A 25,761-nucleotide genomic window follows, 5' to 3' on the forward strand; every position below is an offset into this window, starting at 1 on the left:
TACGGGGGGATCAAACCAGGCGAAACAATGGCTGGCCGGATTCAACCTCCGTGCCGCCGCTGGCCAGGATCGCTTCGACAATGCCAGCGTGAGACGCTTTGAGCGGGTGGAACATCTTCATCGCTTCAAGAATCGCCAGGGTTTGCCCTGCTTCGACGGTGTCGCCGACTTTCACGAAAGGTGCTTCACCGGCTGCCGGGGTCAGGTGCAGTACGCCGTACAGGCTGGCTTTAACCTCGCCATTGCCAGCAACCGGATTGACCGCCTTGACGGATGTTTTCGGCGCTTTGGCAGCCGCAATCTTTGCAGGTGTACTTTGCACGGTGCCATTCGCGGCATCTTTGAACAGGCGCAGCGTGCTATCGCCTTCCGTGAGGCTCAGTTCGATCAGGTCGGACTCGGCCAGCAACTCGATCAGTGCCTTGATGCGTTCTTGATCCATACCCTTGCCTTTACCTTTGCAGCTTGCCGTATTGAATGAAGTTCAATCTAACGAGGGCTGCGCAGGACCGCCAAGACGGTTTGGCTGTGGGGTGATAAGAGGCGCTTATGACGCTGAAACGGTTTGGGTACGCATCTCTGCGACCAGCTCCAGCAGGATCGCCTTGACCGCCTGCGCCGGCACTGACAAAGGCAAATGGCCCGAGAGACACAACGCCAGCGGTGCCTGAATATCCGGCTCGACGATGCGCAACATGCGCGCCCCGGTGGCGGCGACCAGCACCTTGGCGGCTGATTCGGGAAGGATGGTCGAACCAAAGCGTTCAGCCACCGCCGAGGTCAGGGTCGCCGACGACTCCACTTCGGCGACGACGTTTGCGCTCTGGCCAATGCTGACAAAGGCTTCGTCTACCAGCTTGCGCATGATGTTGTAAGGGCGGGGGAGGAGCATTTCCATGGGGGCCAGCTCGGTCAGGCCAATTTCATCACGTCCGTCCAGGTGCTCTTCAGCACTGACCAGGTAAAGATTCTCCCGCAGCAATGGCACGAAACTCAGGCCATGCACCTCGCGACCGCCATACAGGACGGCCATGTCCATGCGGCCATTCATGATCAGCTCGCTGAGGGTGGTGCCGAAGTTTTCGTTGAGGTACAGCAGAATCCCCGGATAACGCTCGCGCACCCGACGCAGCAACGGCAGCGATAAAGTGGACGCTGCGGTGCCCGGCGCGAGGCCTACCGACACCTGGCCGGACAGCGCGTGACCGGTGTCGTTGACGTCGCTGATTGCCTGTTCACACTGGCGCAGGATGTGTTGCGCATGGCCGTACAAGACCTTGCCCGCTTCCGTCGGCGTCACACCGCGTTTGGTGCGAATCAGCAGTTGCTGATGCAGTTCAGCCTCAAGCGTGGCGAGCTGTTGGCTGAGTGCCGGTTGGGCGATATGCAGGACGTCGGCGGCTTGGGTCAGGCTGCCGATGTCGACGATCTTTACGAAGTACTTCAGGCGACGGAGGTTCAAAAGGAGGGCTCATGGTGGGCTGACATCTGTTGGGTGTTAGCAAAAGCCAGGCCATCGAATGCGACGGGCCTCGAAGGCATAGGTATCTGCATAACTTCTTTATTTGTGTACATATCCGTTGTTGGGGTAGCGGCTGGTATTGGTTGCGCCCTTACGGCGCCTCACTTTTGTTCCGGAAGCCGGCCCAGCCAAAAGTAACCAAAAGGCTCTTGCCCCACCACTGGGTGCCTCGCTGTCGCTCGGCATACCTGTAATCCGACATTGCTGCGTGGGGCCGCCGCCACCGGCCATCAATGGCCTGAGGCGGCTAAACCGGCATCCCTGCCGCCCCTTCTTCTAACAAGAGCCCCCACACAGCAATATCGAATTCCGGCCGGCGTGGTTTAACGGGGCGCTTAAGATCAAAATCAAAAGCAGAGCAGAGCAGAGCAGAGCATTGCAGAGCATTGCAGATCAAAAGCAGAGCGAGAACGGTGGTATCGCCTCGGACCGGTAGGAGCGAACTTGTTCGCGAGACGTCCCGACAGCCAACCCATTCTTCGCCTGACACACCGCATCGCAGCCTTCGGCAGCTCCTACAAAATATCGGTAAGTCCACACAATCAGGTCGGCTGTCAGGCCGCCGCGCTTTTGATCTTGGGCGCCCCGTTAAACCACGCTGGCCGAACGCAGATTCTGAGCCGTGGGCAACCCGGCAAGGATGCCGGGTTAGCCGCATTGGGCCATGGATGGCCCGTTGCGGCGGCCCACGGTTCAGGATCTGCGGGCGGGTACACCGAGCGACAGCGAGGTGCCGAGTGGTGGGTCACAGACATTTTGGTTACTTTTGGCTGGGCCGGCTTCCGGGCGTTTGCCAAAAGTGACCCGCCGTAAGGGCGGAACCAATATCAGCCGTAACCAAAACAACGGATATGTACACAAACAAAGACGTTGTGTAGATCCGCATCTCCAAAGGTCTACCCCAAAACTATAAGCCTTTGCTATGACCAGGCGCGTTACGGCCAATTGTGCCTGCGCAAAGCACAGTAAAGACTCAGTCGTTCCATTTTGGTGCATAGCTGATCCGTGCCCGGTCATAAGCACTTCCTATTAGCCCAGAACGAAACTGTCTTATCTGCTCCAGGATACAGACTCGTAACGTAGAGCCTCGAATGTCACCTCCGAGGATCACCACCTTGAACGCCTCCCGCATCGCCGCCCGCGTGCAACGCATCAAACCTTCGCCGAGCAGCGCCGCTGCCGACCGTGCCAACGAACTGCGTCGCCAGGGCAAATCGATCATTAATCTGGTCGTCGGCGAGCCCGACTTCGATACCCCAAAACACATTCGCGAAGCCGCCAGCGCCGCCATCGAAAATGGCGCAACCCGCTACACCCTGAACGCGGGCACCCTTGAACTGCGCCAGGCCATTGCCGCCAAACTGGCCCGTGAAAACAGCCTGGATTACTCGGCTTCGCAAGTGGTTGTCACCAGCGGTGCCAAGAGCGCAATCTTCAATGCGTTTGCCGCGACCCTCGGGGCAGGGGATGAAGTGCTGATTCCAGCACCTTACTGGGTGTCTTATCCGGACATGGTGCTGGCCTGTGAAGGCGAGCCGGTGACGCTGGCCTGTCCGGAAGAAAACGGCTTCAAGCTTACCGCAGAGCAATTACGTGCCGCGATTACCGAGCGCACCCGCTGGCTGCTGATCAATTCGCCAAGTAACCCGACCGGGGCCAGTTACAGAGCTGAAGAGCTGCGGGCGTTGGCCGATGTGTTGCTGGAGTTTCCCGATGTGTTGGTGATGACCGACGACATCTACGAACACATTCGTTTCGACGATGCGCCCAACGCCCACATCCTGACCGTTGAACCGGCGCTGCGTGATCGTGTGCTGGTGATCAATGGCGTCTCCAAGACGTACGCCATGACCGGCTGGCGCATCGGCTACGCGGCGGGTCCTGCCGATCTGATCAATGCCATGGCGACCTTGCAGTCGCAGTCGACCAGCAACGCGAGCTCTGTCAGTCAGGCGGCTGCTGTGGCAGCGCTGAACGGTGATCAGTCCTTCGTCAAAGAGAGCGTGGTGGTTTACCGGCAGCGTCGCGATCGCTGTCTGGAGTTGATCAATGCCATCGACGGCCTGAGCTGCCTGAAGCCTGACGGAGCGTTCTATCTTTACGTGAACTGCGGCGTGTTGCTGGGTAAAACCAGACCCGATGGCAAGACTCTGGACACTGACAGCGACGTGGTGATGTACCTGCTGGAAAGTCAGGGGGTGGCTGTCGTCGCCGGTACGGCTTACGGATTGGCACCGTTCTTCCGGATGTCTATCGCCACTGCGCTGGAAACTCTGGAAGAGGGTTGTTCGCGAATCGCCACTGCCGTTGCGGCACTGGGCTGAGGCGCGAGCATGACGACCCAGGTGAGTGCGCTGAGCTTCCGGCAAGCCTTGTTGGCGATGCTCGGGATCTCACTGGTGCTGATGCTCTCGGCGCTGGACCAGACGGTGATCGGCAACGCCTTGCCGAGCATCGTCGCCGAGCTGCAAGGGTTTGAGCTCTACGCCTGGGTCGCCACGGGTTATCTGCTGACCTCGATTGTCACCATTCCGGTGTTCGGCAGGCTGGGCGATTACTACGGTCGCAAGCCGTTCGTGATCGCCGCCACCATCATTTTCACCCTGGCCTCGCTGGTCTGTGCCTTGGCCAACGACATGCTGGTGTTGGTGATTGGCCGTGCGTTGCAGGGTGTCGGTGGCGGCATGCTGATTGGTACCGCGTTCGCCTGTATTCCGGAGTTATTCCCGGATACCCGACAGCGGCTGCGCTGGCAGATGATGCTCAGTGCGCTGTTCAGTGTGGTCAATGCGATTGGCCCTGGCCTGGGTGGTTTTCTGACCGAGGCGTATGGTTGGCGTTCGGTGTTCTACCTGAACCTGCCCTTGGGGTGTCTGGCACTGTTTTTTGCCTGGCGGTATCTGCCGCATTACCGGCCGGTGCAGGTCACCGGTATTCGACTGGACTGGTTGGGCGCGCTGCTGATCGCCCTGGCATTGGGCAGCCTGCAACTGGGGGTTGAGTGGATGGGGCATTCCAGCACGGCGTTGAGCGCCGCCTTGGGTTTGATTTGCCTGCTCTCTGGCGTTGCCCTTTGGTACTGGGAGCGCCGCTGCAGTACGGCATTACTGCCGCCTGCAATGTTTGCCGTGCCTAGCCTGCGCATTTTGTTCCTGCTGTCGATGTTGGCCGGGGCAATCATGTTCACCTTGCTGTTTTACCTGCCGTTGCTGCTGCAGGGCAGTTACGGTTATTCGCCCAAGGATGCTGGTTTGCTGATTACACCGCTGGCGTTGAGCATCACCCTCGGCGCTATCGTCAACAGCCGTATCGTAACCCGGTTGCGTAATCCCAATCTGCTGCCGCTGGCGGGGTTCGTCGCGCTGCTATCGGCCTGTATCGGGTTGTCGCTTGTGGGACGGCAAGCATCATTCAACACCTTGTTGATGTTGATTCTGCTGGCCGGTGTTGGTTTGGGGTTCATCTTGCTCAACCTGACCGTCTTCACCCAGACCATTGCCGAGCGGCAGTTCCTTGGTATCGCCACCGCGTTGACTCAGTCATTGCGACTGGTCGGTGGATTGTTGGGCACGGCGGCCATGGGTGTGCTGGTCAACCTGTTGTACGTGAGCCATTTGAATCGAGTGTTTCTGGCGGCGGGCCAGGAGGGAGAACTGGCCCGTTATATCGACCCGCAAGTTCTACTCAATTCAACCCCAGGTGTCGTGAGTGGCAACCATGAACTACTGGAACTGGCGCGTGATGCGTTGGCGCGCTCGGTGGGTGTGGGTTTGTTGATGTGTGCCGGACTGGGTGTTTTCGCATTACTGGTTCTGGTTCGCCTGGCGCCCGTCAAGTTGTTAGCGACTGTTAAACCTGTCTCTTCTGAATCTACTGCTCCTGAATAATAAAAAAATTAACTGCCCACTCCTGACTGCTTAAAACACTTACTTACAGCTAAGGATATCTCGATGGAGCTTATTTATCGCTCACCCCGTGTGGTGGCTGGTATTTGTGGAATGGTCATGGCCCAACAGGCATTCAGTGCCGGTTTTGTCGAAGACAGCAAAGCCAGTGTACTGGCGCGTAACTTCTTCAGTAACGCGGACAACCGCAGTGGTACAGCAGACCCTAATTACACACAGGAGTGGGGCCAGGGTTTCATTTTCGATTTTCGTTCCGGCTATACGCCGGGCACCGTAGGTTTTGGCGTAGACGCGCTGGGCATGCTCGGTATCCGTCTGGACTCCGGCAAAGGTCGTCACTACAACCCTACCAGCACGGCGTTCAACGGTAACGTGTTCCCGACCGATAGCGATGGCCGGGCGGTGGACGAGTTCGGCAGCATTGGCCTGACTGCCAAGGCACTGGTGTCCAAAACCGAATTCCGTTACGGCACACTGGTGCCCATGCTGCCGGTGGTGATTTCCACCGACCGCATGCTGCAACAGACTTTTAACGGTGGTCAGGTGCAATCCAAAGATCTGGATAACTTCACCTTTACTCTCGGTCAGCTGGAACATGTTAAAGGCCGTGGGTCGAGTGACCAGATGGGCATGTCGATCCCGGGTGCGAACAATGCGGTGAGCGGCGAGTTTGTAAACAAGTTCTATTACGGTGGTGTGGATTACAAACCGACCAAAGACCTGACCCTCCAGTATTACTACGGCAACTTGAAAGACTTTTACAAACAGCACTTTCTGGGGTTGAAATACGACATGCCGGCGGGGCCGGGTATATTGCGTTCGGACCTGCGTTACTTCGACAACAGCTCTGATGGCGCCAACGGCAATGACCCGGCGTTTTACACCTTCGGCTATTACGGCGATGGCGTAACCAAAGGCAAAGTTGACAGTCGGCTTTCCAGTGCGCTGTTCACTTATATGATTGCCGGTCACAGCTTGTCTGCCGGTTTCCAGCAAGTCAGCGGCGACAGCGACGCGGTCTGGCTTAATCAGGGCGATGGCTCCAGTGCTTACTTCATGACCGAGTCGATGATCGGCAAATTCCAGCGTGCCGGTGAAAGCACCTGGCAGGTTCGTTACGGCTATGACTTCGCTCAGGTTGGCATTCCGGGGCTGACGTTCCTGGGCATGTACGAAAGCGGCTCGAACATTCGTACCCCGGACGGGGATCGTAAAGAGTGGGAGCGCAACCTGACGCTGGGTTACGTGGTGCAATCAGGGCCGTTGAAAAAGCTTGGCGTTCAGTTGCGTCATGCCTCTCTGCGTACGCAAGTCACGACTCAGCGTGACAGTGATGAGCATCGTGTGATCGTGACTTATCCGCTGGATATTCTCTGACGCCAGCCTGAGTGTGGCTCTCTGTCTGCTCAGACTCGGGAGCCGCATTTAACTCTTACTTCATGTTTCATTGCTTGCCCGCAACACAAGGCGCGGTGTATCACCTTGAGCTGAATTTTTTTTTGCTCAGGAGAGACTGCACATGCGCGCTGCACAAATTGCCGGTTTCATGCTGGCCTTGGCGTTGCCCGTCGGGGCAATGGCTGACACACCCAGCTACGGCAAGCAACTTGAGGGTTTTAAATACCCTTATCCGTTGAGCAAATTCGAATTCGAGTCCCAAGGTAAAAAGCTCGAAATGGGTTACATGGATGTCGCCGCCCAAGGCAAAGCCAACGGCAAAACCGTGGTGCTGATGCATGGCAAGAATTTCTGCGGCGCAACCTGGGAAGACAGCATCAAGGCCTTGAGCACCGCAGGCTATCGGGTGGTTGCGCCGGACCAGATTGGCTTCTGTACGTCCAGCAAACCTGAGCAGTACCAATACACTTTTCAGCAGTTGGCGACCAACACTCACGCGCTGCTCGCCAAACTGGGCGTCGACAAAGCGACCATCATTGGGCATTCCACCGGCGGCATGCTCGCCACTCGCTATGCGTTGATGTACCCGCAGCAGACTCAGCAACTGGTCATGGTCAACCCGATTGGTCTGGAAGACTGGAAAGCCTTGGGTGTGCCGTATCGCACCGTGGATCAATGGTATGCCCGTGAGCTGAAAGTTACGGCTGAAGGGATTCGCAAGTACGAGCAGAACACCTATTACGCAGGCCGCTGGAAGCCTGAATACGACAAGTGGGTGGACATGCTTGCCGGTCTGAGCAAGGGGCCTGGCAAGGAAGCGGTGGCGTGGAACTCGGCGCTGATCTACGACATGATTTTCACTCAGCCGGTGTTTTATGAATTTCCGAAACTCACCGTTCCGACCTTGCTGATGATTGGCGACGCGGACACCACAGCCATCGGCAGCGATATTGTTTCGCCGGAGCTCAAGGCCAGGCTGGGTAACTACAAAGTGCTGGGCAAGGACGTTGCGAAGATGATTCCCGGCGCCAAACTGGTTGAGTTCCCGGGCATGGGGCATGCACCGCAGATGGAGGATCCGGAGGGGTTTAACAAAGCGTTGATTTCGGGGTTGGTTGCGGGTGACCAAAAACAGAAGTAACTCTGGTGGGACCGGCTTTAGCCGGGAAGAGGTCGATACTGTCAATAAAAATGGATAGTCAGAGATACCGCCTTCCCGGCTAAAGCCGGTCCCACGTCGTGCCCATGGTTGGGATCGGATCTTCCCTCAAGTGCCTGCTCTAGACGTGGGGCGTCTGATTACTTGCCTTTCTTCACCGATTGACCGCCCGAAGGATCAAAACACTGGCTGTCATACCGCGGACTTTCGCACAGCGATTTCGCTGTCGGCGGAGGCGGGCGGTTCTTTTGATACTGCTTGTAGCTCTCCGTCTCATAGACAGTGACCTTGGTCCGGCCGCTGACTTTGAGAAACTCGGTGGCCTTCAGATTGATCTTGTGCGCATGATCCACCGGCTCACCCTGGCGCAGCATTTTGGGTGGGCCTTGTCGTTGTAAGGACGTCGCCGCGTTGTTTTCGCTGCAAGGGACTGACGCAAAGCTCACCTGGCCCTGAGGCGATGTGCATTTGAATATTTCGCTGCGAGCGGTGCCGCTGGCGAGCAAGGCAGTAATGGCTATCGCCAGTGAATATCCTTTCATGAATTCTCTCCGTAGATGGCGCAAAGCTACCATTTACGCTCTGCAAGCCACAGATATTTTTTGCGCTGTCGCTACGGCATCTGGCTTTAGCAGTTCGAACCGGGTTCTGAATGTTATGCCTATGTTGTACGTATGAAGTTAACGGTTAATGCTCCAACTGGACATCAGGGCACCGAAGACTAGCCGCACGGATGATCGCGAGCCGCACGGTATTGTTTCCAGCTGTTGACGCTTGCGCCGCCAACGTTTTGCAACACCTCAACCTTTCACGAAACGGTTATCTAACCGTCACTTGCAGTTCACCCCACTGAAACACCCCAGGCCTACTGTCTGTTGCAACTCACAACAACCAGACAGAGAAGCCCATGAACCCAGCCATCCATGTCGAGCGTCTGAACAAGACTTTTGCGCGCAAACCCGCGCTGGTTGATTTGGCATTGTCTATACAACCCGGCGAAATGGTCGCGCTGATCGGCGCTTCGGGTTCTGGCAAATCCACGTTGCTGCGTCATCTCGCCGGGCTGGCGTGCTGTGATCGTGGCAATGGCGGCAGCGTGCAGGTGCTGGGGCGGGAAGTGCAGGCGGCGGGCCGTCTCAACGGCAAAGTGCGCAAGCTGCGTTCCGACATCGGCTACATTTTTCAGCAGTTCAACCTGGTCAACCGTCTCAGCGTCCTCGACAACGTGCTGCTGGGTTGTCTGGGGCGCATGCCCGGCTGGCGCGGCAATCTCGGCCTGTTCAAAACCGAGGAGAAGCAACGCGCTTTACAGTCACTGGACCGGGTCGGTCTTGTGGATCTGGCCGCGCAGCGTGCCTCGACCTTGTCGGGTGGTCAGCAGCAGCGGGTCGCCATCGCCCGGGCGTTGACCCAGCGTGCCGAAGTGATCCTCGCTGACGAACCTATCGCATCGCTGGACCCTGAGTCCGCTCGCAAGGTCATGGAAATCCTCGCCGACATCAATCGCACCGACGGTAAAACCGTGGTCGTCACTTTGCATCAGGTGGATTACGCGGTGCGTTATTGCCCCCGCGCAGTGGCGCTCAAAGGCGGGCGGATTCATTTCGATGGCGATGCGCAGAATCTCAGCAGCCAGTTCCTCAACGACCTGTACGGCGCAGACGTCGACACCAGCCTGATGATTGCCGATGAGGGCCGACGCCTGGTTGTCCCACCTCGTCTGGTGCTGGCTCGCGGCTAGGCCGCTTCCGATTTTTTCAAACAACCGAACACAACAACAGCCAAACCCAAACTGAGGAGTGCTTCCATGTTGAACCGTATCGGTCGCGTCGTTGCGTCTGCCGCGTTGCTGGGCAGTTGCCTGCTGGGCACTGCCCACGCTGACGAGAAAGTCATCAACTTCGGCATCATGTCCACCGAGTCTTCGCAGAACCTGAAAAGCATCTGGCAGCCGTTTCTGGATGACATGGGCAAGAAAACCGGGTTGAAGATCAACGCTACGTTCGCCTCGGACTATGCCGGTCTGATCCAGGGCATGCGCTTCAACAAAGTCGATGTGGCCTGGCTGGGCAACAAGGCAGCGATGGAAGCGGTGGATCGTTCCAACGGCGAAATCTTTGCTCAGACTTCGGCCGCCAATGGTGCGCCGGGCTACTGGAGCGTGATCATTGCCCGCAAGGACAGCCCGATCAATACCGTCGAGGACATGCTCAAGAATGCCAAGACCCTGACCTTCGGTAACGGTGATCCAAACTCCACTTCAGGTTATCTGGTGCCGGGTTACTACGTGTTCGCCAAGAACAACGTTGACGCCGCTACTGCTTTCAAGCGCACCTTGAACTCGAGCCACGAGGTGAACGCCCTCAGCGTTGCCAAGGGCCAGCTGGATGTGGCGACTTTCAACACCGAAAGCTGGGATCGCCTGGAAGTCACTCAGCCGGACATGGCTGCCAAGCTCAAAGTGATCTGGAAGTCGCCATTGATTCCGGCCGATCCGATGGTCTGGAGCAAAGCCCTGTCGGACGAGAACAAAAACAAGATTCGTGAGTTCTTCGCCGATTACGGCAACACCGACGAAGAGAAGGCCGTGCTCAAGGGCATGCAATTGGGCAAGTTTCTCAAGTCCAGCGATGACCAACTGCTGCCGATCCGCCAGCTGGATCTGTTCAAACAGCGCACCGAAACCCTCGCCAGCACCAGCCTGAATGCCGACGAGAAAGCCAAGCGCCTCAAGGACATTGACGCGGGCCTGAGCAAGTTGCAGGAACGCCTCACCGAGCTTGAAAAGAAAAACACAGCCAGTGCGGGTTGATTGATCCGGGGCGTGCTCTTTTCGGGCACGCCCACCTCCTGCTGAACGAGATCCGATTATGACGAGCACGACCACCCACGTGGCTTACACCCAGGCCGCCGGTAAACGCAGTTGGCCGCAATACCTGGGCTGGGGTTTGTTTCTGGCCATGCTGGCCTGGGCCTGGCAAGGCGCCGAGATGAATCCGCTGACGCTCTACCGCGACTCCGGAAACATGGCGACTTTCGCCGCCGATTTTTTCCCGCCTGACTTCCACGAGTGGCGTTCGTATCTCAAGGAAATGATCGTTACTGTGCAAATTGCGCTATGGGGCACGGTGCTGGCGATTGTCTGCTCGGTGCCGCTGGGCATCCTCTGTGCTGAAAACATTACCCCCTGGTGGATTCACCAACCGCTGCGCCGGGTCATGGACTCGTTTCGCTCCATCAACGAGATGGTCTTCGCCATGCTGTTCGTGGTGGCGGTCGGCCTCGGTCCGTTCGCTGGCGTTCTGGCGCTGTGGATCAGCACTACCGGCGTTCTGGCCAAGCTGTTCGCCGAAGCCGTGGAAGCGATTGATCCGGGCCCCGTCGAAGGTGTGCGTGCCACGGGTGCCAGCGCCTTGCAGGAAGTGATTTACGGGGTCATCCCGCAGGTCATGCCGCTGTGGATCTCCTACGCGCTGTATCGCTTCGAGTCCAACGTGCGCTCGGCAACCGTAGTGGGCATGGTCGGCGCAGGCGGGATCGGCGTGATCCTCTGGGAAAACATCCGCGCGTTCCAGTTCACCCAGACCTGCGCCGTGTTGCTGGTGATCATCGTCGTGGTCAGCGCCATCGACATCGTGTCCCAGCGTTTGCGCAAGCAGTTTATTTAGATGTCGTGGTCGACCGGATTTTGTGCTGTGGATGTTGCTCTCGTAGGACCGGCTTTAGCCGGGAGGGCGTCGGTCGTTTCAAGTAAGTGTGTCGACCCTGGTGGCGCTCTCCCGGCTAAAGCCAGTCCTACAGGGTTACGCGCTGTTTTACGGAATAGGGTGGTTTTTAGCCATGGATATGTCTAGACAACAAACCGAGCCGCTGTACCTGGAGCTCGCCAACATTCTGCGCGCCGAGCTCGGCAGTTACACCTCGGGGGATTACTTGCCTCCTGAAGTTCAGCTCGCTGCACGTTTTGAAGTCAACCGTCACACCATCCGCCGTGCCATTGATGAGTTGGTGCGTGAGGGCAGTGTTTTGCGGCGGCAGGGTAAAGGCACGCAGGTATTGCAGCGTCCCTTGATCTATCCCATGCGTGCAGACAGTGCCTACACCCAGTCGTTGTCAGCGCAGGGCGTTGGCGTCGACGCCACTCTGCTGCAACGTCAGGAATGCCCGGCCAGTGCCGAAGACGCCGAACACTTGCAGCTGGATCAATACACGCCGCTGATCGAACTGCACACCTTGCGCAAACTCGACGGCCATCCGGTGAGCCTGATTCGCCATCGTTTCTGCGCCACTCGCAAGGAGTTGCTGGCCAGTTACCGACGCGGCTCGCTGCGCCAGTTCCTGGCCGACCGCGACTTGCCGCTGACCCGAACCCTGAGTCTGGTCGGGGCGCGTCTGCCCAGTCGTGAAGAGGCGGATCTGTTGATGATGCCGCGTCATCTGCCAGTGCTCACCGTCCTCACTGTTTCCCGCGACAGCAGCGGCAACCCAGTGGAGTTGTCGCGCTCCACCAGTCGCTCCGACCGCTTCCAGTATCAGTTCATCGTCTGATGGAGATGCCCCATATGAACCCTGCTACAGACCCCGCAATTGCCGCACGTCAGCGCTGGATCGGTGTACTCGCCCGCGCTGTCGGCGACGAACTGAGCCGCCATGAATCGGCATTGCGTGACGCCGAATACCAACTGATTCGCGCCCCGGAAATCGGCATGACGCTGGTGCGTGGCCGCATGGGCGGCACTGGCGCGCCGTTTAATGTCGGTGAAATGAGCGTAACCCGTTGCGTCGTGCGCCTGGCTGACGGACGCACCGGTTACAGCTATCTGGCCGGGCGCGACAGGCCCCGCGCCGAGTTGGCGGCACTGGCCGATGCCCACCTGCAAGGCCCGCAACAGCAGCACTGGCTCACGGAGCTGATCGAGCCGCTGGCCCACGCCCAGCTCAAGCGTCGTGCTGACAAGGACGCCGAGACCGCCGCCAGCAAAGTGGAATTCTTTACCCTTGTCAGAGGAGAAGACTGATGAATGCAGCCCTGTTGCAACCGGCATTTGCCGACCCGGTACTCGACGCCCAGCGCAGTTTTCGCGCGGCCCTCAAAGCGCTGGCAGGTCCCGGTGTCATCCACACCTTGCAGGCGGCCCAGCGCCCCCCCGCACTCACCGGTCTTGATTCAGCCACCCATGCCTTGTGCCTTGCCTTGCTGGATATCGACACCGCTCTGTGGCTGGCTCCGGCGTTCGACACTCCAGCCATTCGCGCCAACTTGGCCTTTCACTGCGGCTGCCCGATTGTCACTGAGCGCCGCCATGCGCGATTCGCCTTGCTCGACGACAGCCAGCTACATGATCTGTCTGGCTTCGACCTGGGTAACGACCGTTATCCGGACCAGTCCTGCACCTTGCTGATCCAGCTGTCGAGCCTTGGCGGCGGTAGCTCCATGAGCTGGCAAGGACCGGGCATTGAAAGCGAAAACAAAGTCGCCTTGCCGTTGAGCGATACGTTCTGGAACCAGCGCGAGCAGCACAACGATTTTCCCCGAGGGCTGGACGTGTTCTTTGTCACCGACAGCGATTTGCTCGGCCTGCCACGCAGCACCCGGGTCACACAACTTGCACAGGAGCGTGCCTGATGTACGTCGCCGTCAAGGGTGGCGAACAGGCCATCGATAATGCCCACCGCCTGCTGGCCAAAAAACGCCGGGGCGATACATCCATTGCCGAACTCAGCGTCGAGCAGATCCGTCAGCAACTGCCTTTGGCCGTGGCTCGCGTGATGACCGAAGGCTCGCTGTACGACGAGCAACTGGCTGCGCTGGCCATCAAGCAAGCGGCGGGGGACATGATCGAAGCGATCTTCCTGCTGCGTGCCTACCGCACGACACTGCCGCGCTTCAGCGCCAGCATGCCGATCAATACCTCGGACATGCAGCTCAATCGTCGCTTGTCCGCCACTTTCAAGGACGTGCCTGGCGGGCAATTGCTTGGCCCGACATTCGACTACACCCATCGCCTGCTGGACTTCACCTTGCTGGCAGATGGCGAATACCCAGGCCCGGAGGTGCAGGACAACGCCGTTCTTGAGCCTTGCCCGCGCGTCTTGGGTTTATTGGCTAAAGAAGGCTTGATGAAGAACGAAGCTGACAGCAGCGAAGCCGTTGCCGACATCACCCGCGAGCCGCTGGAGTACCCGGCCAATCGCGCTCAGCGCCTGCAAGCTCTGGCCCGTGGCGATGAAGGATTTCTGCTGGCCCTGAGTTACTCCACCCAGCGCGGTTATGGCCGCAACCACCCGTTTGCCGGGGAAATCCGTATCGGCGAAGTCGAGGTCTGGATCGAACCTGAAGAGCTGGGCTTCCCGATTGCCATTGGCGCTATCGAAGTGACCGAGTGCGAAATGATCAACCAGTTCGTTGGCTCGGCCACTGAACCGGCGCAATTCACCCGCGGTTACGGGCTGGCGTTCGGCCACGCAGAGCGCAAGGCCATGGCCATGGCGCTGGTGGATCGCTCTCTACGCGCCGAGGAGTTCAACGAAGAAATCCAGTCTCCGGCGCAGCAGGAAGAGTTCGTACTCGCTCATTGCGACAACGTCGAGGCCGCCGGTTTCGTCTCGCACTTGAAATTGCCGCACTACGTCGACTTCCAGTCCGAACTGGGGCTGATCCGTAAACTGCGTGCGCCTGCACATAAGGAGTCCAAGCCATGAATGCTTATCAGCAGGCAAAACCCCAGCCCCAGCGCGACGAGGCCTACAACTTCGCGTATCTGGATGAGCAGACCAAACGCATGATCCGCCGTGCCTTGCTCAAGGCGGTGGCCATTCCCGGTTATCAGGTGCCATTTGGCGGCCGTGAAATGCCGCTGCCGTATGGCTGGGGCACGGGCGGCATGCAACTGACGGCTGCGATTCTGGGCGCCGAAGACGTGCTCAAGGTTATCGACCAAGGCGCGGACGACACCACCAACGCGGTGTCGATCCGGCGCTTCTTTGCCCGTACTGCCGGTGTCGAAACCACCGAGCGCACGCCTGAAGCAACCGTCATCCAGACCCGCCACCGTATCCCGGAAACGCCGTTGAGTGCCGAGCAGATTCTGGTTTATCAGGTGCCGATTCCCGAACCGTTGCGTTTCATTGAACCACTGGAAACCGAAACCCGGACCATGCACGCCCTCAATGATTACGGGGTCATGCACGTCAAACTTTACGAGGACATCGCCACCTTCGGGCACATCGCGACCAGCTACGCGTATCCGGTGATGGTTGATGAGCGCTACGTTATGGACCCGTCGCCGATCCCCAAATTCGACAACCCCAAACTCGACATGAGCCCGGCGTTGATGCTGTTCGGGGCAGGGCGAGAAAAACGTCTGTACGCCGTACCGCCGTTCACCCGAGTCGTGAGCCTGGATTTTGAGGACCACCCGTTCGAGATCCAGAGCTGGGAGCACAACTGTGCCATTTGTGGCAGCGAAGATTCCTATCTCGATGAGCTGATTCTTGACGATGCAGGCACTCAGAGTTTCGTCTGTTCCGACACTGATTACTGCGCTCAGCGGGTCAGCCAGCAACAGGAGGCGAGCCAATGATCAGCGCGCAAGCCAGACATGACGTTACGCCACTGCCCGAGAGCACCCAGCCGCTGCTCAAGGTTCGTGACCTGACCAAGCTGTATGGCCCGGAAAAGGGCTGTCAGGGCGTCAATTTTGAACTGTATCCGGGGGAAGTGCTGGGCATCGTCGGCGAATCCGGTTCCGGTAAGTCCACCTTGCTCTCGCTGCTCAGTGGCCGCTGTCCGCCAGACCGTGGCGGCATCGATTATCGCGGCAAGGATGGCCAGTTGCTCGACCTGTACAGCGCCAGTGAAGCCCAGCGCCGCACCTTGCTGCGCACTGAATGGGGGTTCGTCGAGCAAAGCCCGCGTGACGGTCTGCGCATGGGCGTGTCCGCCGGCGCCAACATCGGCGAGCGGTTGATGGCCCAGGGCGTGCGCAATTATCAGGAATTGCGGGCGGCCGGGATTGACTGGCTGACTCAGGTGGAAATTGATCCGCTGCGCATCGACGACCTGCCGCGCACATTCTCCGGGGGCATGCAGCAACGCCTGCAGATCGCCCGCAATCTAGTGTCCAGCCCGCGACTGGTGTTCATGGATGAGCCTACCGGCGGGCTCGACGTTTCGGTGCAGGCACGCTTGCTGGATTTGCTGCGGGCCCTGGTGCGAGAGCTGGACCTGGCGGTGGTAATCGTCACCCACGACCTGGCCGTCGCCCGGCTGCTGGCTGACCGCTTGATCGTGATGCGTCGCTCACGGGTAGTGGAAACCGGTTTGACCGACCAGATCCTTGATGACCCACAGCATCCTTACTCGCAGTTGCTGGTGTCTTCGGTGCTGCAACCGTGAACCGCCTTTTTGGGAACGTCTCATGAATACGCTGATCGAGGTCCGCGACCTCTCGAAAACCTTCACGTTGCACCAGCAGAACGGCGTCGTGCTCAACGTACTGCGCGGCATGAATTTCAAGGTGCGCGCAGGGGAATGCCTGGTGCTGCATGGCGATTCCGGCGCGGGCAAAAGCACTTTGCTGCGCACCTTGTATGCCAACTACTTGCCCGCTGGCGGCAGCATCCGCGTGCAGCATGACGGTGAATGGCTGGAGCTGGTCGGTGCAGAGCCCCGACAAGTGCTGGCGGTACGACGCCAGACCCTGGGCTACGTCAGTCAGTTTCTGCGGGTGATTCCGAGGGTTTCCAGTCTGGATGTGGTCATGGAGCCTGCACTGTCACGGGGCTGGTCAAAAGCCGACGCCAAGACCCGCGCCGAGCAACTGCTGACCCGCCTGAACATTCCACAACGCCTGTGGCAACTGGCACCGGGGACCTTTTCCGGTGGCGAACAACAGCGCATCAATATTGCCCGCGGCTTCATGGTGCCTTGGCCCGTGCTGCTGCTGGACGAGCCCACCGCATCCCTGGATGACAGCAATCGCCAGGTGGTGCTGGAACTGATGAATGAAGCCAAACATGCCGGTGCCGCGTTGATTGGCATCTTCCATGACCGCACCGCCCGTGAAGCGGTCGCTGATCGCTATCTGGACATGACCCCGGTGGACCTGACCGCCAAGGAGTTGCAGCAATGCTGACCGAACAGATTCTGACCAATGTACAAGTGGTCACGGCCGATCAGGTATTTAACGGCACTGTGGTACTGCGCGATGGCTTGATCGTTGAGATGCAAACCGGTCGTAGCCAGGTACCTCAGGCGCAGGACCTGCAAGGCGATTTCCTGCTGCCAGGCCTTGTCGAACTGCACACCGACAACCTTGAAAAACACCTGTCGCCACGCCCCGGCGTAGACTGGCCGTCGGCCTCGGCGGTGCTCAGCCATGATGCGCAGATCATTGCATCGGGCATCACCACGGTGTTCGATGCGCTGTCTATCGGCGACGTCAATCCCAAGGGCAAGCGCATGCAGCAATTGCCCGCCATGCTTGAAGCGATCGCCCACGCCAACGCGGCAGGTCTGACCCGTGCCGAGCACCGGCTTCACTTGCGTTGTGAAGTCTGCCATCCGGATACCTTGAGCGTGTTCCGCGATCTGGTGGAGCAGCCATTGGTGCAACTGGTTTCAGTGATGGACCACTCGCCGGGTCAGCGGCAGTTCGCGCTTGAGTCCAAGTACCGCGAGTACTACATGGGCAAATACCACCTGACGACTGCGCAGATGGACGAGTTCATCGTTGAGCAGGTGGGTAACTCCCGTGAGTACAGCGATCGTTTTCGTCGCGCTATCGTCGAGGATTGCCTGGCGCGAGGGCTGTCGGTGGCCAGCCATGACGACGCGACACTGGCTCATGTCGAGGAGTCCGCAGGCTATGGCATGAGCATCGCTGAATTCCCCACCACCATGGAAGCTGCGCAGGGTTGTCGGCGTCTGGGCATGAGCGTATTGATGGGTGCACCCAACGTGGTACGCGGTGGCTCTCACTCAGGCAACGTGGCAGCCGTCGATCTGGCAAAAGAAGGGCTACTGGATATTCTCTCCAGCGACTATTATCCGGCCAGCCTGTTGCAGGCCGCGTTCACGCTGGCCGGCCAGGGCGATTACTGCACGCTGCCCCAGGCAGTCGCAATGGTCAGTCGGGCTCCGGCCATTTCAGCCGGGCTGGATGATCGCGGGGAAATTCGTGTCGGGCTGCGAGCCGATCTGGTTCAGGTCCGTGGTGATAAGAGCCGGGCTGATAATGTCCGGGATCAAGGTACACTGCCGGTTATTCAGCAGGTCTGGCGACAAGGCAAGAGGGTGTACTGATGGCAGGCAGGTTGATCTATCTCATCGGGCCGTCCGGTTCGGGCAAGGACAGCCTGCTGGATAGCGCCCGTGATGAGCTGGCCCGGCGCGGTTGCCGGGTGGTGCAGCGGGTCATCACGCGTTCGGCGGAAGCCGTGGGTGAGGCCGCGCAGGCCGTGACCGTCGAGCAGTTTCTGGCGATGCAGGCGCAGGGTGACTTCGCCTTGAGCTGGCAGGCCAACGGCTTGCATTACGGCATTCCGAAACAGATCGATGAGTGGCTGGCTGCTGGGCTGGACGTTCTGGTCAACGGCTCCCGGGCGCATCTGTCTCAGGCCCGCCAGCGCTACCCTGATTTGCTGGCGATCTTGTTGACGGTCAATGACGACACCTTGCGCCAGCGATTGCTGGCCCGAGGCAGGGAATCAGTGGCTGACATCGAAGCGAGGCTGCAACGCAATTCCCGATTCACCGTGGAGTTGCTGGACAGCGATTCGGCGGTACGCCTGCTGGATAACTCGGGAGCGCTGGAGCAGACCACCGAGCGCCTTTTGCAATACATCGCCCGCGAGCACGCATGCGCCTGACCTTGCTGGGCACCGCGGATGCTCGTCAGGTGCCGGTGTATGGCTGCCAGTGCCCGGCGTGTCTGGCAGCCATGGTCAATCATCAATTACGGCGGCTACCGTGCAGCGCCTTGATCGAGTGTGGCGATCAACGCTGGTTGATCGACAGCGGGCTGACCGATCTTGCCGAACGTTTTCCACCGCGTACGCTGAGCGGCATCCTGCAGACCCATTACCATGCCGATCACGCCCAGGGCCTGCTGCATTTGCGTTGGGGGCAGGGACTGATCATTCCGGTACACGGGCCAAAGGATCCGGAAGGCCTGTCCGACCTGTACAAACACCCGGGTATTCTTGATTTCAGCCAGCCATTCGATGCTTTCGAGACCCGTGAGCTTGGCAGCCTGACCGTTACCGCCTTGCCGCTGCTGCATTCAAAGCCAACTTTGGGTTATCTCTTGAAGGGTGAGGGCAGGAGCATTGCTTACCTCACCGATACGGTGGGTTTACCCGATGCGACGGCTGAATACTTGCAGCGCGAGCCGCTGGATGTACTGGTTCTTGACTGTTCGATGCCGCCGCAACCGCAAACTCCGCGTAACCATAACGATCTGAACCTTGCGCTTGAAATCATCGAGCACCTGCAACCGGGCAAGGCTGTGCTGACCCACATAGGGCACACGCTGGATGCATGGTGGATGGAGCATGGGCATGAGTTGCCGGAACAGGTGGTCATCGCCAGAGACGGGATGCAGGTTTGATATGCAGTCGAACTTCGTCATACACGACCGTTCCAACCTGACAGAGTGATCACGCGGTCATCACCATGATGACACCTTGCAGTGTCCGGAGATTTACCTATGAGCGGTCAGCCTTACGCTACAACGGCCCCAAGTCGCGCCGAAGTCGATGCGTATCAGGGGGCGACCCTGATCCAGTTCGGAACCGATTGGTGCGGCTTCTGCAAAGCTGCCGAGCCTTTGGTAGACAGCGTGCTGGCAGACTACCCCGGTGTACGCCATCTGAAAATCGAAGACGGCAGCGGACGACCATTAGGCCGTTCATTCAGGGTCAAACTGTGGCCAACGCTGATCTTCATGCGCGACGGTGTTGAACTCAGCCGTCTGGTACGGCCGAGTAATGTCAGTGCGATTGAAGAGGCGTTCGAAGGGATGGTTAAGCAGGGGTAGGGTGGTCAATGCGCTGCTTTTCATGGGGAACGGTGTGACGTGGGACCGGCTTTAGCCGGGAAGAGACCGGGGCAGGCACTCCATATTCCTTGTCAGAAATACCGCCTTCCCGGCTAAAGCCGGTCCCACGTCAACTTGCCGATAACCATAGAGTCTCCATTTTTTCGCGCTTGGGCAAGATCCCACAGGCTCAACAGGCTTAACTACCCACCCGTCATATTCATGAACCGCACCACCTGCACTTCATCGTTGACGCTGAAGTTATGGCTCCACGGCTTCAACTGCATGGCGTCGATAATCGCTTTCTCGAGCTTTTCCGGTTGACCCGGGTTGGCTCGCAGCACGGCTTTGAGGTCTGCGGAGTGTTCGTTGCCCAGACACAGCAGCAGCCTGCCTTCAACGGTCAAGCGCACCCGATTGCAGGTGGCGCAGAAGTTATGGCTGTGGGGGGAAATGAAGCCGACGCGAATATCCGGTGCTTCCGCCAGTCTCCAATAACGTGACGGCCCTTGAGTGGATTCAGCGGAGTTGATCAACGTGTATCGCTCGGCGATACGTTCGCGTACCTGATCACTCGAATAGAAGGACTCGGCACGGCTGTGATCGCTGATGATGCCCAGCGGCATCTCTTCGATAAAGGAAATGTCCAGTTTGCGGTCAATGGCGAAGGCCACCAGATCATTGATCTCATGATCGTTGCGACCCTGCATGACCACGCAGTTGAGCTTGGTATGGACGAATCCGGCTGCGTTGGCTGCATCGATCCCGGCAATGACCTTGCTCAGGTCACCGGTGCGGGTCATTTCCTTGAAGCGCACCGGGTCGAGGCTGTCCAGGCTGATGTTCAGCCGGGACACACCGGCGTCGAACAACGGCTGGGCGAGCCTGTCCAGTTGGGAGCCATTGGTGGTCATGCACAGTTCACGCAGGCCGGGCAGGGCGGCAATCTGCTGACAAAGCCCGACAATTCCGGACCGGACCAGCGGCTCGCCACCGGTCAGACGAATTTTGCGCGTGCCCAGAGCAACAAACTGTTCAGCGACTTGATAAATCTCTTCCAGCGACAGGATCTGCTGGCGCGGTAGAAAAGTCATTTCCTCGGCCATGCAATACACGCAACGGAAGTCGCAACGGTCTGTCACTGACATCCGCAGGTAATCGACCTTGCGTGCAAAGCTGTCCATCAGGATACGGTCTGACATTTCCACCTTCTCAATGCATTCTTCTACAGCCATATAACAGCACTGTTCATGGCAAGTTTCATATTTTTTGCGAACTGGCCGCCGATGATGTTACCGGGTTATCGGCCGATGTCAGCGTTTCGCTATAGGACACGTAGTAAGCCAGACCCACGAACACTGCGCCACCCACTGCGTTACCTAAAAATACCGCGACAAAGTTGTCGACGAATTGGCTCCAGCTCAATGCGTCGGCAAATATTGCCGCAGGAATCAGAAACATGTTGGCCACGACGTGCTGGAAACCGATGGCCACAAAGGCCATCACTGGAAACCAGATGCCGAGGATCTTGCCTGCAACGTCCTTGCTGGCGTAGGACAACCACACGGCCAGACAAACCAGCCAGTTGCAGCCGATACCGGAAATGAACGCCTGGGTGAAATCTGCGTTGACTTTACCGGTCGCGATGGCGACGGTTTTCGCCAGGAACGGACCTTCGGTCAAACCCAGCAGGTGACCAAAGAAAAACGCGACAAACAGGGCTCCCAGCAAGTTGGCTATTGTTACCAGCAACCAATTGCGCGCCACCGCCGACAGCGTGATGCGCCCGGCGAACATTGCCATTGGCAGGCTCATCATGTTGCCGGTCAGCAATTCGCCGCCTGCAAGAATCACCAGAATCAGGCCGATGGGAAACACCGCCGCTCCGAGCAAATTACCGAATGAAGCCCATTGCGCCGGAATCATGGTGCTGACGTGGATATCCAGCAGAAAGCCAAGGGATATGAATGCTCCGGCCAGAAATCCCAGGATCAGCACTGAAAGCATGGGCAGGTGAGCTTTCTTCACGCCTGCTTCGACGGTCAGTTCGGCAATCTGTTGCGGAGTATTCACGGACATAATCATGGCTCAAGCAAGGCAACTTCGAAGTACGCGCCTCAGGCACGCGACTGCTGGCAGCTGCCGGTCTATATTCGGGGTTCTTCTAGCATCCGGTCTGGTTGCGCAACGTGCGTCAGGGCGCGTTGGCGGGTTCCTGTGATTCAGAGATGTGGTTTGCGGTATGTTCAGAGGCGAGCGGCGCACAGTGCACAGCATTCGCTTTCGGACAATCGGGGCAGGTTGGACTCGGCCACCGAATTAGTAAGCAAGCTACTGAGTCGAATTGCCGCAGTCCAATCGCTTGTTCCGATGAGGTGATCGATAGACTCAATCACCGGTCTGCAGGCCACGTGCAGCAAGGGGTTAGCCGCACGGCTCAATGGGTGGGATCAAGTTTCAACATGAGCTCGACCTGTGCGCCATGACCGATATCGAGCTGTTTGTTGCTGCGCTGTACAGTTGCACCGCAGCGTTTGGACAGCGCATCGACCAGGCTCAAGGCCAGAGGAGTGCCTGAAGCGGAGAAGGCACTCAAGACTTCGTCGCTGAACCCTGGCCCTTGATCGCAGATGCAGATTCGCGCCGTTTCCGGGTCCATTGGCGCTATTTGCAAGTCGATACCACTGCCATTGCTGTGCTTGATCGCGTTGTCCAATAACTCGTTGAGAATCAAGCCCATGTTGGACGCTATTTGCAGGGAAACGTACACCGGCTGGGTTTGAAGGCTGAGTGCGATAGGCCTGCTGTACTGGGTGTCGATAACGCCTCGCGCCAGGTCAGGCAGCAATTGCGCGAGATCGACCTGATTTCGGCTGTTGCGGTGCAATTGCTCCTGGACAGCGCCGATGCCTACCACACGGGAGATCGCAGACTGCATCAGGTTTTTGGCTTCTTCACCCTGGGCGCGGAGGCTGGAAAGTTGCAGCAGGCTGATGATCAACTGAAGGTTGTTCTTGACCCGATGATTGAGCTCGGCAAGCAGCGCCTGTTGATTCTCAGCCATCTCCCTTTGTTCTGTGATGTCGACACAACTGCCAAAATACCCCGCGAATTGCCCGTCGCGGTAGAACGGCGCGCCACTGTCCAACATCCAGCGGTATTCACCGTCGTGACGCCTGACCCGATAGGGCGTTCTGAACGGGATACGCTCGTCGAATGCCTTGTCGTAAGCATCCATACAGGCATCGAGGTCTTCAGGGTGAACGTCGTCCTTCCAGCCATAGCCGCAGAGTTGCTGCTGACTCTTGCCGGTGAAGTCTGTCCAGGGCTTGTTGAACCAGTCGCAATGTTTGTCGCTTCTTGCACGCCAGATCATCACCGGCGCGTGGTCGGCCAACTCGCGAAATTCAAGTTCACCAAGTGTTGCCGGGTGACTGGTCTCCTCAGGCTCGAATTTCATTGACGCTGACCGTTGGCAATCGTGATCGGGCAGGCTGGAATATCTCCAGAGCATTATGAGCGGGGAGTGTGGCGAGGGGTTGGCCATCCAGTAACGCCCGGGCGACGTCCGCGCACAGGGTCAGGTCTTGCGGCGCATAAGGCTTGCGCAACAAGCCCAGTGCGGCATCGGCGTTGGCCCGGGCGGTAAGGATTTGCCCGCTGATAAACATCGAACTGACGCCATGCTCGTTCATAAGACTGCGGGCCAGCGCGATACCTTCGTCATTACCACCGAGATTGATATCGACGAAAGCGATGTCGGCCTGTTGTTCACGGGCGAGCTTCAGCGCGTGAGACACGTCATATGCAGGGCCGATCACTTCATGTTCTGCACCAAGCGTGGCGGCTGCAATCATCGCCAGGATCGGATCATCTTCTATCAGAAGGATGCGCATTCTTTATTCCTGCCTTTCAAACGGGAGACGCAAACGTGGACCCCAGTGGTGGTCGGTTACGTCGCGAGGCAAAAAGCGTCTACTCATGCAAATGCACGTCGTTGCAGATTGGGCTGCCCCTTGACTGAATGGTTCATAAATGGTTTGAAAAACATTCAAACGAGTGTAGGACTGCATTATTCCTCGCGAATGCTGCGTTCATATCGCTCCAGTAGCGGCTGAATGCTGACACCGTGGAGCAAAATACTAAGTGCCACTACTGACAGCGTCAGGCTGATACTCACACTGGCGACATCGTCCGGTAGCCCGTGGCCCAAGGCAAAGCACAGGTAGAACAGGCTGCCGATGCCGCGAATACCGAACCAGCCAACCAGGGCTTTCTGCCGTTTGTTGAGCAAGCGCTTGCTGACGAGAAGCCACACTGCAATGGGCCTGATGAAGCAAAACAGCACCAGCCCGAGCCCGACAGCGCGCCAGTCCCAATAAGTAGCCAGCGATGCGCCGAGCAGCGTGATCAGCAGCACCTCCATTGAGCGCTCTACCAGGCTTGAGAACGCCAGCATGTCGCCCATCATGACCCCGGCAGCCAGTTGCGATTCACTGAGGTCTTCTTTTTCGGCAACCGTGGTGCGCTCGATGCTGCCGCTCATGTGACCAATCACTGGTTGTGCCAGATGTTCGGCAGGCACCTCTGACTGGGTTGTCTGCGCCTCTGCCTGACGCAAGCCAAGCCCCGCCGCGAACACCGATAAGAAGCCGAACGCGCCCAGACCGTCGGCCACCACGTAAGCAATGGCGATGAGTGCCAGGGCCAGGAAGTCATTAGGTGACGTATCACTGTCAGCGTTTTTGATCCGCAGATAAATCATCAAATGCCCGACCCCACGACCCAGGCCGTAGCCGATCAGTAGTCCGACGGGCACACCCCACAGCAGGTTTTTTATGGCCCAGTGCTGTATCCAGTTCATGTCACCACTGGCGTGAGTCAGAAACATCAGGGCGAAGATCACGAATGGAAAGGCAGTGCCGTCGTTCAGGCCCGCTTCACCTGACAAACCGAAGCGCAGCCGGTCGGAGTCCTGAGCGTTGTTGACCTGCACCAGCGAAGCGAGAACCGGATCGGTGGGCGAGAGCATGGCGCCCAGCAAGATCGAAACGCCCCAGGACAGGCCGAACAGGTAGTGAGCCGCCAGCGCAGTACCTGCAATGGTCGCCAGCATCACCGGCCCGGACAGCCAGTAAGCGGAATGCCAGGCCTTGCTGTTCAACGGCAGACGCAGCTTGATCCCGGTACTGAACAACGAGAACAGCACAGCCGCTTCGGTCAGACGCTCCAGCCAGCTCGACGCGTCGCGGAAGTCCAGATCCAGCATGTCCAGCCCCGCCGGGCCAATGGCAAAGCCGAATGCCAGGCACACAGCCGACGTCGTGACGGGCAGCCATCGCAAATAAGAGGAAGTCAGCGCGAGCATCATCAGCAACGCGCCAAGTACGGTCATGCAAAGAATGAAACTCATCCGGCCTGTTTTCTCACAACGGGGCCCCGTAAATACGGGGCGATAGGGTTGTGACTGCTCAGGTTCTGGATAGTTGAAACATTTGGTATTAAAGGTATTTCACGGGCAAGCACGGTCCTGTAGGAGCTCACCGAGGTTACGAGGCCAGCGATCACAGAGTGTCAGACAGACCGCTATCGCTGGCCTCGTAACCTCGGTGAGCTCCTTGTATCTCGACTCTAGCGCCTCACCGCGCCATAGTTCTCGACTGATCATCGAGGGAGAGCAGGAAGCTGTTGAGCTCCTAAGGCCAAGAGCCTCTATTGTAGATAGTGCTCCTGCCC

The 25,761-nt window shown here is 58.4% G+C and carries 26 protein-coding genes; 18 read left to right on the forward strand and 8 right to left on the reverse strand.

Annotation, left to right across the window (positions count from 1 at the left end; all coding sequences use genetic code 11):
* Positions 1 to 10: 10 nt before the first annotated feature.
* Positions 11 to 442: an acetyl-CoA carboxylase biotin carboxyl carrier protein subunit gene (locus tag CKW31_RS20355; RefSeq protein ID WP_095099149.1), complete on the reverse strand. Its 432-nt coding sequence runs from the start codon at positions 440 to 442 to the stop codon at positions 11 to 13.
* Between the two features lie 105 nt (positions 443 to 547).
* Positions 548 to 1,462, reverse strand: coding sequence for a nitrogen assimilation transcriptional regulator NAC (nac, locus tag CKW31_RS20360; protein WP_095099152.1), 915 nt, complete (start codon positions 1,460 to 1,462; stop codon positions 548 to 550).
* 1,175 nt (positions 1,463 to 2,637) lie between these two features.
* Between nac and CKW31_RS20375 the strand changes: the two genes are divergently transcribed.
* The 4 genes from CKW31_RS20375 (at position 2,638) to CKW31_RS20390 (ending at position 7,966) form a co-directional block, all read left to right on the forward strand.
* A complete protein-coding gene (locus CKW31_RS20375) occupies positions 2,638 to 3,846 on the forward strand; it encodes an aspartate transaminase (protein WP_095099274.1) in 1,209 nt (402 codons plus the stop codon).
* A 9-nt stretch (positions 3,847 to 3,855) separates the two neighbouring features.
* Positions 3,856 to 5,409, forward strand: a complete 1,554-nt coding sequence (locus tag CKW31_RS20380; RefSeq protein WP_095099161.1) for an MFS transporter — start codon at positions 3,856 to 3,858, stop codon at positions 5,407 to 5,409.
* A 63-nt stretch (positions 5,410 to 5,472) separates the two neighbouring features.
* Positions 5,473 to 6,804 carry an OprD family porin gene (locus CKW31_RS20385; protein ID WP_095099164.1) on the forward strand — a complete coding sequence of 444 codons (1,332 nt, stop codon included), beginning with the start codon at positions 5,473 to 5,475 and terminating at the stop codon, positions 6,802 to 6,804.
* Between the two features lie 142 nt (positions 6,805 to 6,946).
* Complete coding sequence (locus CKW31_RS20390) at positions 6,947 to 7,966, forward strand: alpha/beta fold hydrolase (RefSeq protein ID WP_095099167.1); 1,020 nt, start codon at positions 6,947 to 6,949, stop codon at positions 7,964 to 7,966.
* 158 nt (positions 7,967 to 8,124) lie between these two features.
* Here the strand turns inward: CKW31_RS20390 and CKW31_RS20395 are convergent, their stop codons facing one another.
* Positions 8,125 to 8,526, reverse strand: a complete 402-nt coding sequence (locus CKW31_RS20395; protein ID WP_095099170.1) for a DUF4124 domain-containing protein — start codon at positions 8,524 to 8,526, stop codon at positions 8,125 to 8,127.
* 365 nt (positions 8,527 to 8,891) lie between these two features.
* Here CKW31_RS20395 and phnC point away from each other — a divergent pair, with 365 nt between their 5' ends.
* The 14 genes from phnC to CKW31_RS20465 all read left to right on the forward strand — a co-directional run bounded on the left by phnC (position 8,892) and on the right by CKW31_RS20465 (position 20,025).
* Positions 8,892 to 9,725: a phosphonate ABC transporter ATP-binding protein gene (gene phnC / locus CKW31_RS20400; protein ID WP_095099172.1), complete on the forward strand. Its 834-nt coding sequence runs from the start codon at positions 8,892 to 8,894 to the stop codon at positions 9,723 to 9,725.
* A gap of 66 nt (positions 9,726 to 9,791) precedes the next feature.
* Entirely contained in the window at positions 9,792 to 10,796 is a 1,005-nt protein-coding gene (phnD, locus tag CKW31_RS20405; RefSeq protein WP_027901496.1) for a phosphonate ABC transporter substrate-binding protein, read from the forward strand.
* Positions 10,797 to 10,854: 58 nt separating this feature from the next.
* A complete protein-coding gene (gene phnE / locus CKW31_RS20410) occupies positions 10,855 to 11,652 on the forward strand; it encodes a phosphonate ABC transporter, permease protein PhnE (RefSeq protein ID WP_095099181.1) in 798 nt (265 codons plus the stop codon).
* A 172-nt stretch (positions 11,653 to 11,824) separates the two neighbouring features.
* Positions 11,825 to 12,532: a phosphonate metabolism transcriptional regulator PhnF gene (gene phnF, locus CKW31_RS20415; protein ID WP_095099184.1), complete on the forward strand. Its 708-nt coding sequence runs from the start codon at positions 11,825 to 11,827 to the stop codon at positions 12,530 to 12,532.
* A gap of 14 nt (positions 12,533 to 12,546) precedes the next feature.
* Positions 12,547 to 13,002, forward strand: coding sequence for a phosphonate C-P lyase system protein PhnG (gene phnG / locus CKW31_RS20420; RefSeq protein WP_095099187.1), 456 nt, complete (start codon positions 12,547 to 12,549; stop codon positions 13,000 to 13,002).
* Positions 13,002 to 13,610, forward strand: coding sequence for a phosphonate C-P lyase system protein PhnH (gene phnH, locus CKW31_RS20425; RefSeq protein ID WP_095099189.1), 609 nt, complete (start codon positions 13,002 to 13,004; stop codon positions 13,608 to 13,610). The genes phnG and phnH overlap by 1 nt, the downstream gene beginning before the upstream one ends.
* The gene (locus tag CKW31_RS20430) at positions 13,610 to 14,686 is read left to right on the forward strand and encodes a carbon-phosphorus lyase complex subunit PhnI (RefSeq protein WP_095099192.1); all 1,077 of its coding nucleotides are present in this window, start codon (positions 13,610 to 13,612) and stop codon (positions 14,684 to 14,686) included. Before phnH ends, CKW31_RS20430 begins: the two co-directional genes overlap by 1 nt.
* On the forward strand, positions 14,683 to 15,567 hold the full coding sequence (locus CKW31_RS20435) for an alpha-D-ribose 1-methylphosphonate 5-phosphate C-P-lyase PhnJ (protein WP_095099194.1): 885 nt from the start codon (positions 14,683 to 14,685) through the stop codon (positions 15,565 to 15,567). Before CKW31_RS20430 ends, CKW31_RS20435 begins: the two co-directional genes overlap by 4 nt.
* On the forward strand, positions 15,564 to 16,382 hold the full coding sequence (phnK, locus tag CKW31_RS20440) for a phosphonate C-P lyase system protein PhnK (RefSeq protein ID WP_095099196.1): 819 nt from the start codon (positions 15,564 to 15,566) through the stop codon (positions 16,380 to 16,382). Before CKW31_RS20435 ends, phnK begins: the two co-directional genes overlap by 4 nt.
* Positions 16,383 to 16,404: 22 nt before the next feature.
* A complete protein-coding gene (gene phnL / locus CKW31_RS20445) occupies positions 16,405 to 17,121 on the forward strand; it encodes a phosphonate C-P lyase system protein PhnL (RefSeq protein ID WP_095099198.1) in 717 nt (238 codons plus the stop codon).
* Positions 17,115 to 18,290: an alpha-D-ribose 1-methylphosphonate 5-triphosphate diphosphatase gene (locus tag CKW31_RS20450; RefSeq protein ID WP_095099201.1), complete on the forward strand. Its 1,176-nt coding sequence runs from the start codon at positions 17,115 to 17,117 to the stop codon at positions 18,288 to 18,290. Before phnL ends, CKW31_RS20450 begins: the two co-directional genes overlap by 7 nt.
* Complete coding sequence (phnN, locus tag CKW31_RS20455; protein ID WP_095099204.1) at positions 18,290 to 18,856, forward strand: phosphonate metabolism protein/1,5-bisphosphokinase (PRPP-forming) PhnN; 567 nt, start codon at positions 18,290 to 18,292, stop codon at positions 18,854 to 18,856. Before CKW31_RS20450 ends, phnN begins: the two co-directional genes overlap by 1 nt.
* Entirely contained in the window at positions 18,847 to 19,596 is a 750-nt protein-coding gene (gene phnP / locus CKW31_RS20460) for a phosphonate metabolism protein PhnP (protein ID WP_095099210.1), read from the forward strand. Before phnN ends, phnP begins: the two co-directional genes overlap by 10 nt.
* A gap of 99 nt (positions 19,597 to 19,695) precedes the next feature.
* On the forward strand, positions 19,696 to 20,025 hold the full coding sequence (locus CKW31_RS20465; RefSeq protein ID WP_095099215.1) for a thioredoxin family protein: 330 nt from the start codon (positions 19,696 to 19,698) through the stop codon (positions 20,023 to 20,025).
* Positions 20,026 to 20,228: 203 nt separating this feature from the next.
* Here CKW31_RS20465 and moaA read toward each other — a convergent pair whose 3' ends face one another.
* The 5 genes from moaA to CKW31_RS20490 all read right to left on the reverse strand — a co-directional run bounded on the left by moaA (position 20,229) and on the right by CKW31_RS20490 (position 25,438).
* Complete coding sequence (moaA, locus tag CKW31_RS20470; RefSeq protein WP_095099277.1) at positions 20,229 to 21,227, reverse strand: GTP 3',8-cyclase MoaA; 999 nt, start codon at positions 21,225 to 21,227, stop codon at positions 20,229 to 20,231.
* 58 nt (positions 21,228 to 21,285) lie between these two features.
* Positions 21,286 to 22,104 carry a formate/nitrite transporter family protein gene (locus CKW31_RS20475; RefSeq protein ID WP_095099217.1) on the reverse strand — a complete coding sequence of 273 codons (819 nt, stop codon included), beginning with the start codon at positions 22,102 to 22,104 and terminating at the stop codon, positions 21,286 to 21,288.
* A gap of 358 nt (positions 22,105 to 22,462) precedes the next feature.
* Positions 22,463 to 23,485, reverse strand: a complete 1,023-nt coding sequence (locus tag CKW31_RS20480) for a sensor histidine kinase (protein ID WP_176469931.1) — start codon at positions 23,483 to 23,485, stop codon at positions 22,463 to 22,465.
* Positions 23,469 to 23,921, reverse strand: a complete 453-nt coding sequence (locus tag CKW31_RS20485) for a response regulator (RefSeq protein ID WP_095099221.1) — start codon at positions 23,919 to 23,921, stop codon at positions 23,469 to 23,471. The genes CKW31_RS20480 and CKW31_RS20485 overlap by 17 nt, the downstream gene beginning before the upstream one ends.
* Positions 23,922 to 24,097: 176 nt before the next feature.
* The gene (locus CKW31_RS20490; protein ID WP_095099223.1) at positions 24,098 to 25,438 is read right to left on the reverse strand and encodes a sodium:proton antiporter; all 1,341 of its coding nucleotides are present in this window, start codon (positions 25,436 to 25,438) and stop codon (positions 24,098 to 24,100) included.
* Positions 25,439 to 25,761 lie beyond the last annotated feature (323 nt).

It is taken from the genome of Pseudomonas sp. Irchel 3A5, assembly GCF_900187575.1.
GTDB lineage: Bacteria > Pseudomonadota > Gammaproteobacteria > Pseudomonadales > Pseudomonadaceae > Aquipseudomonas > Aquipseudomonas folii.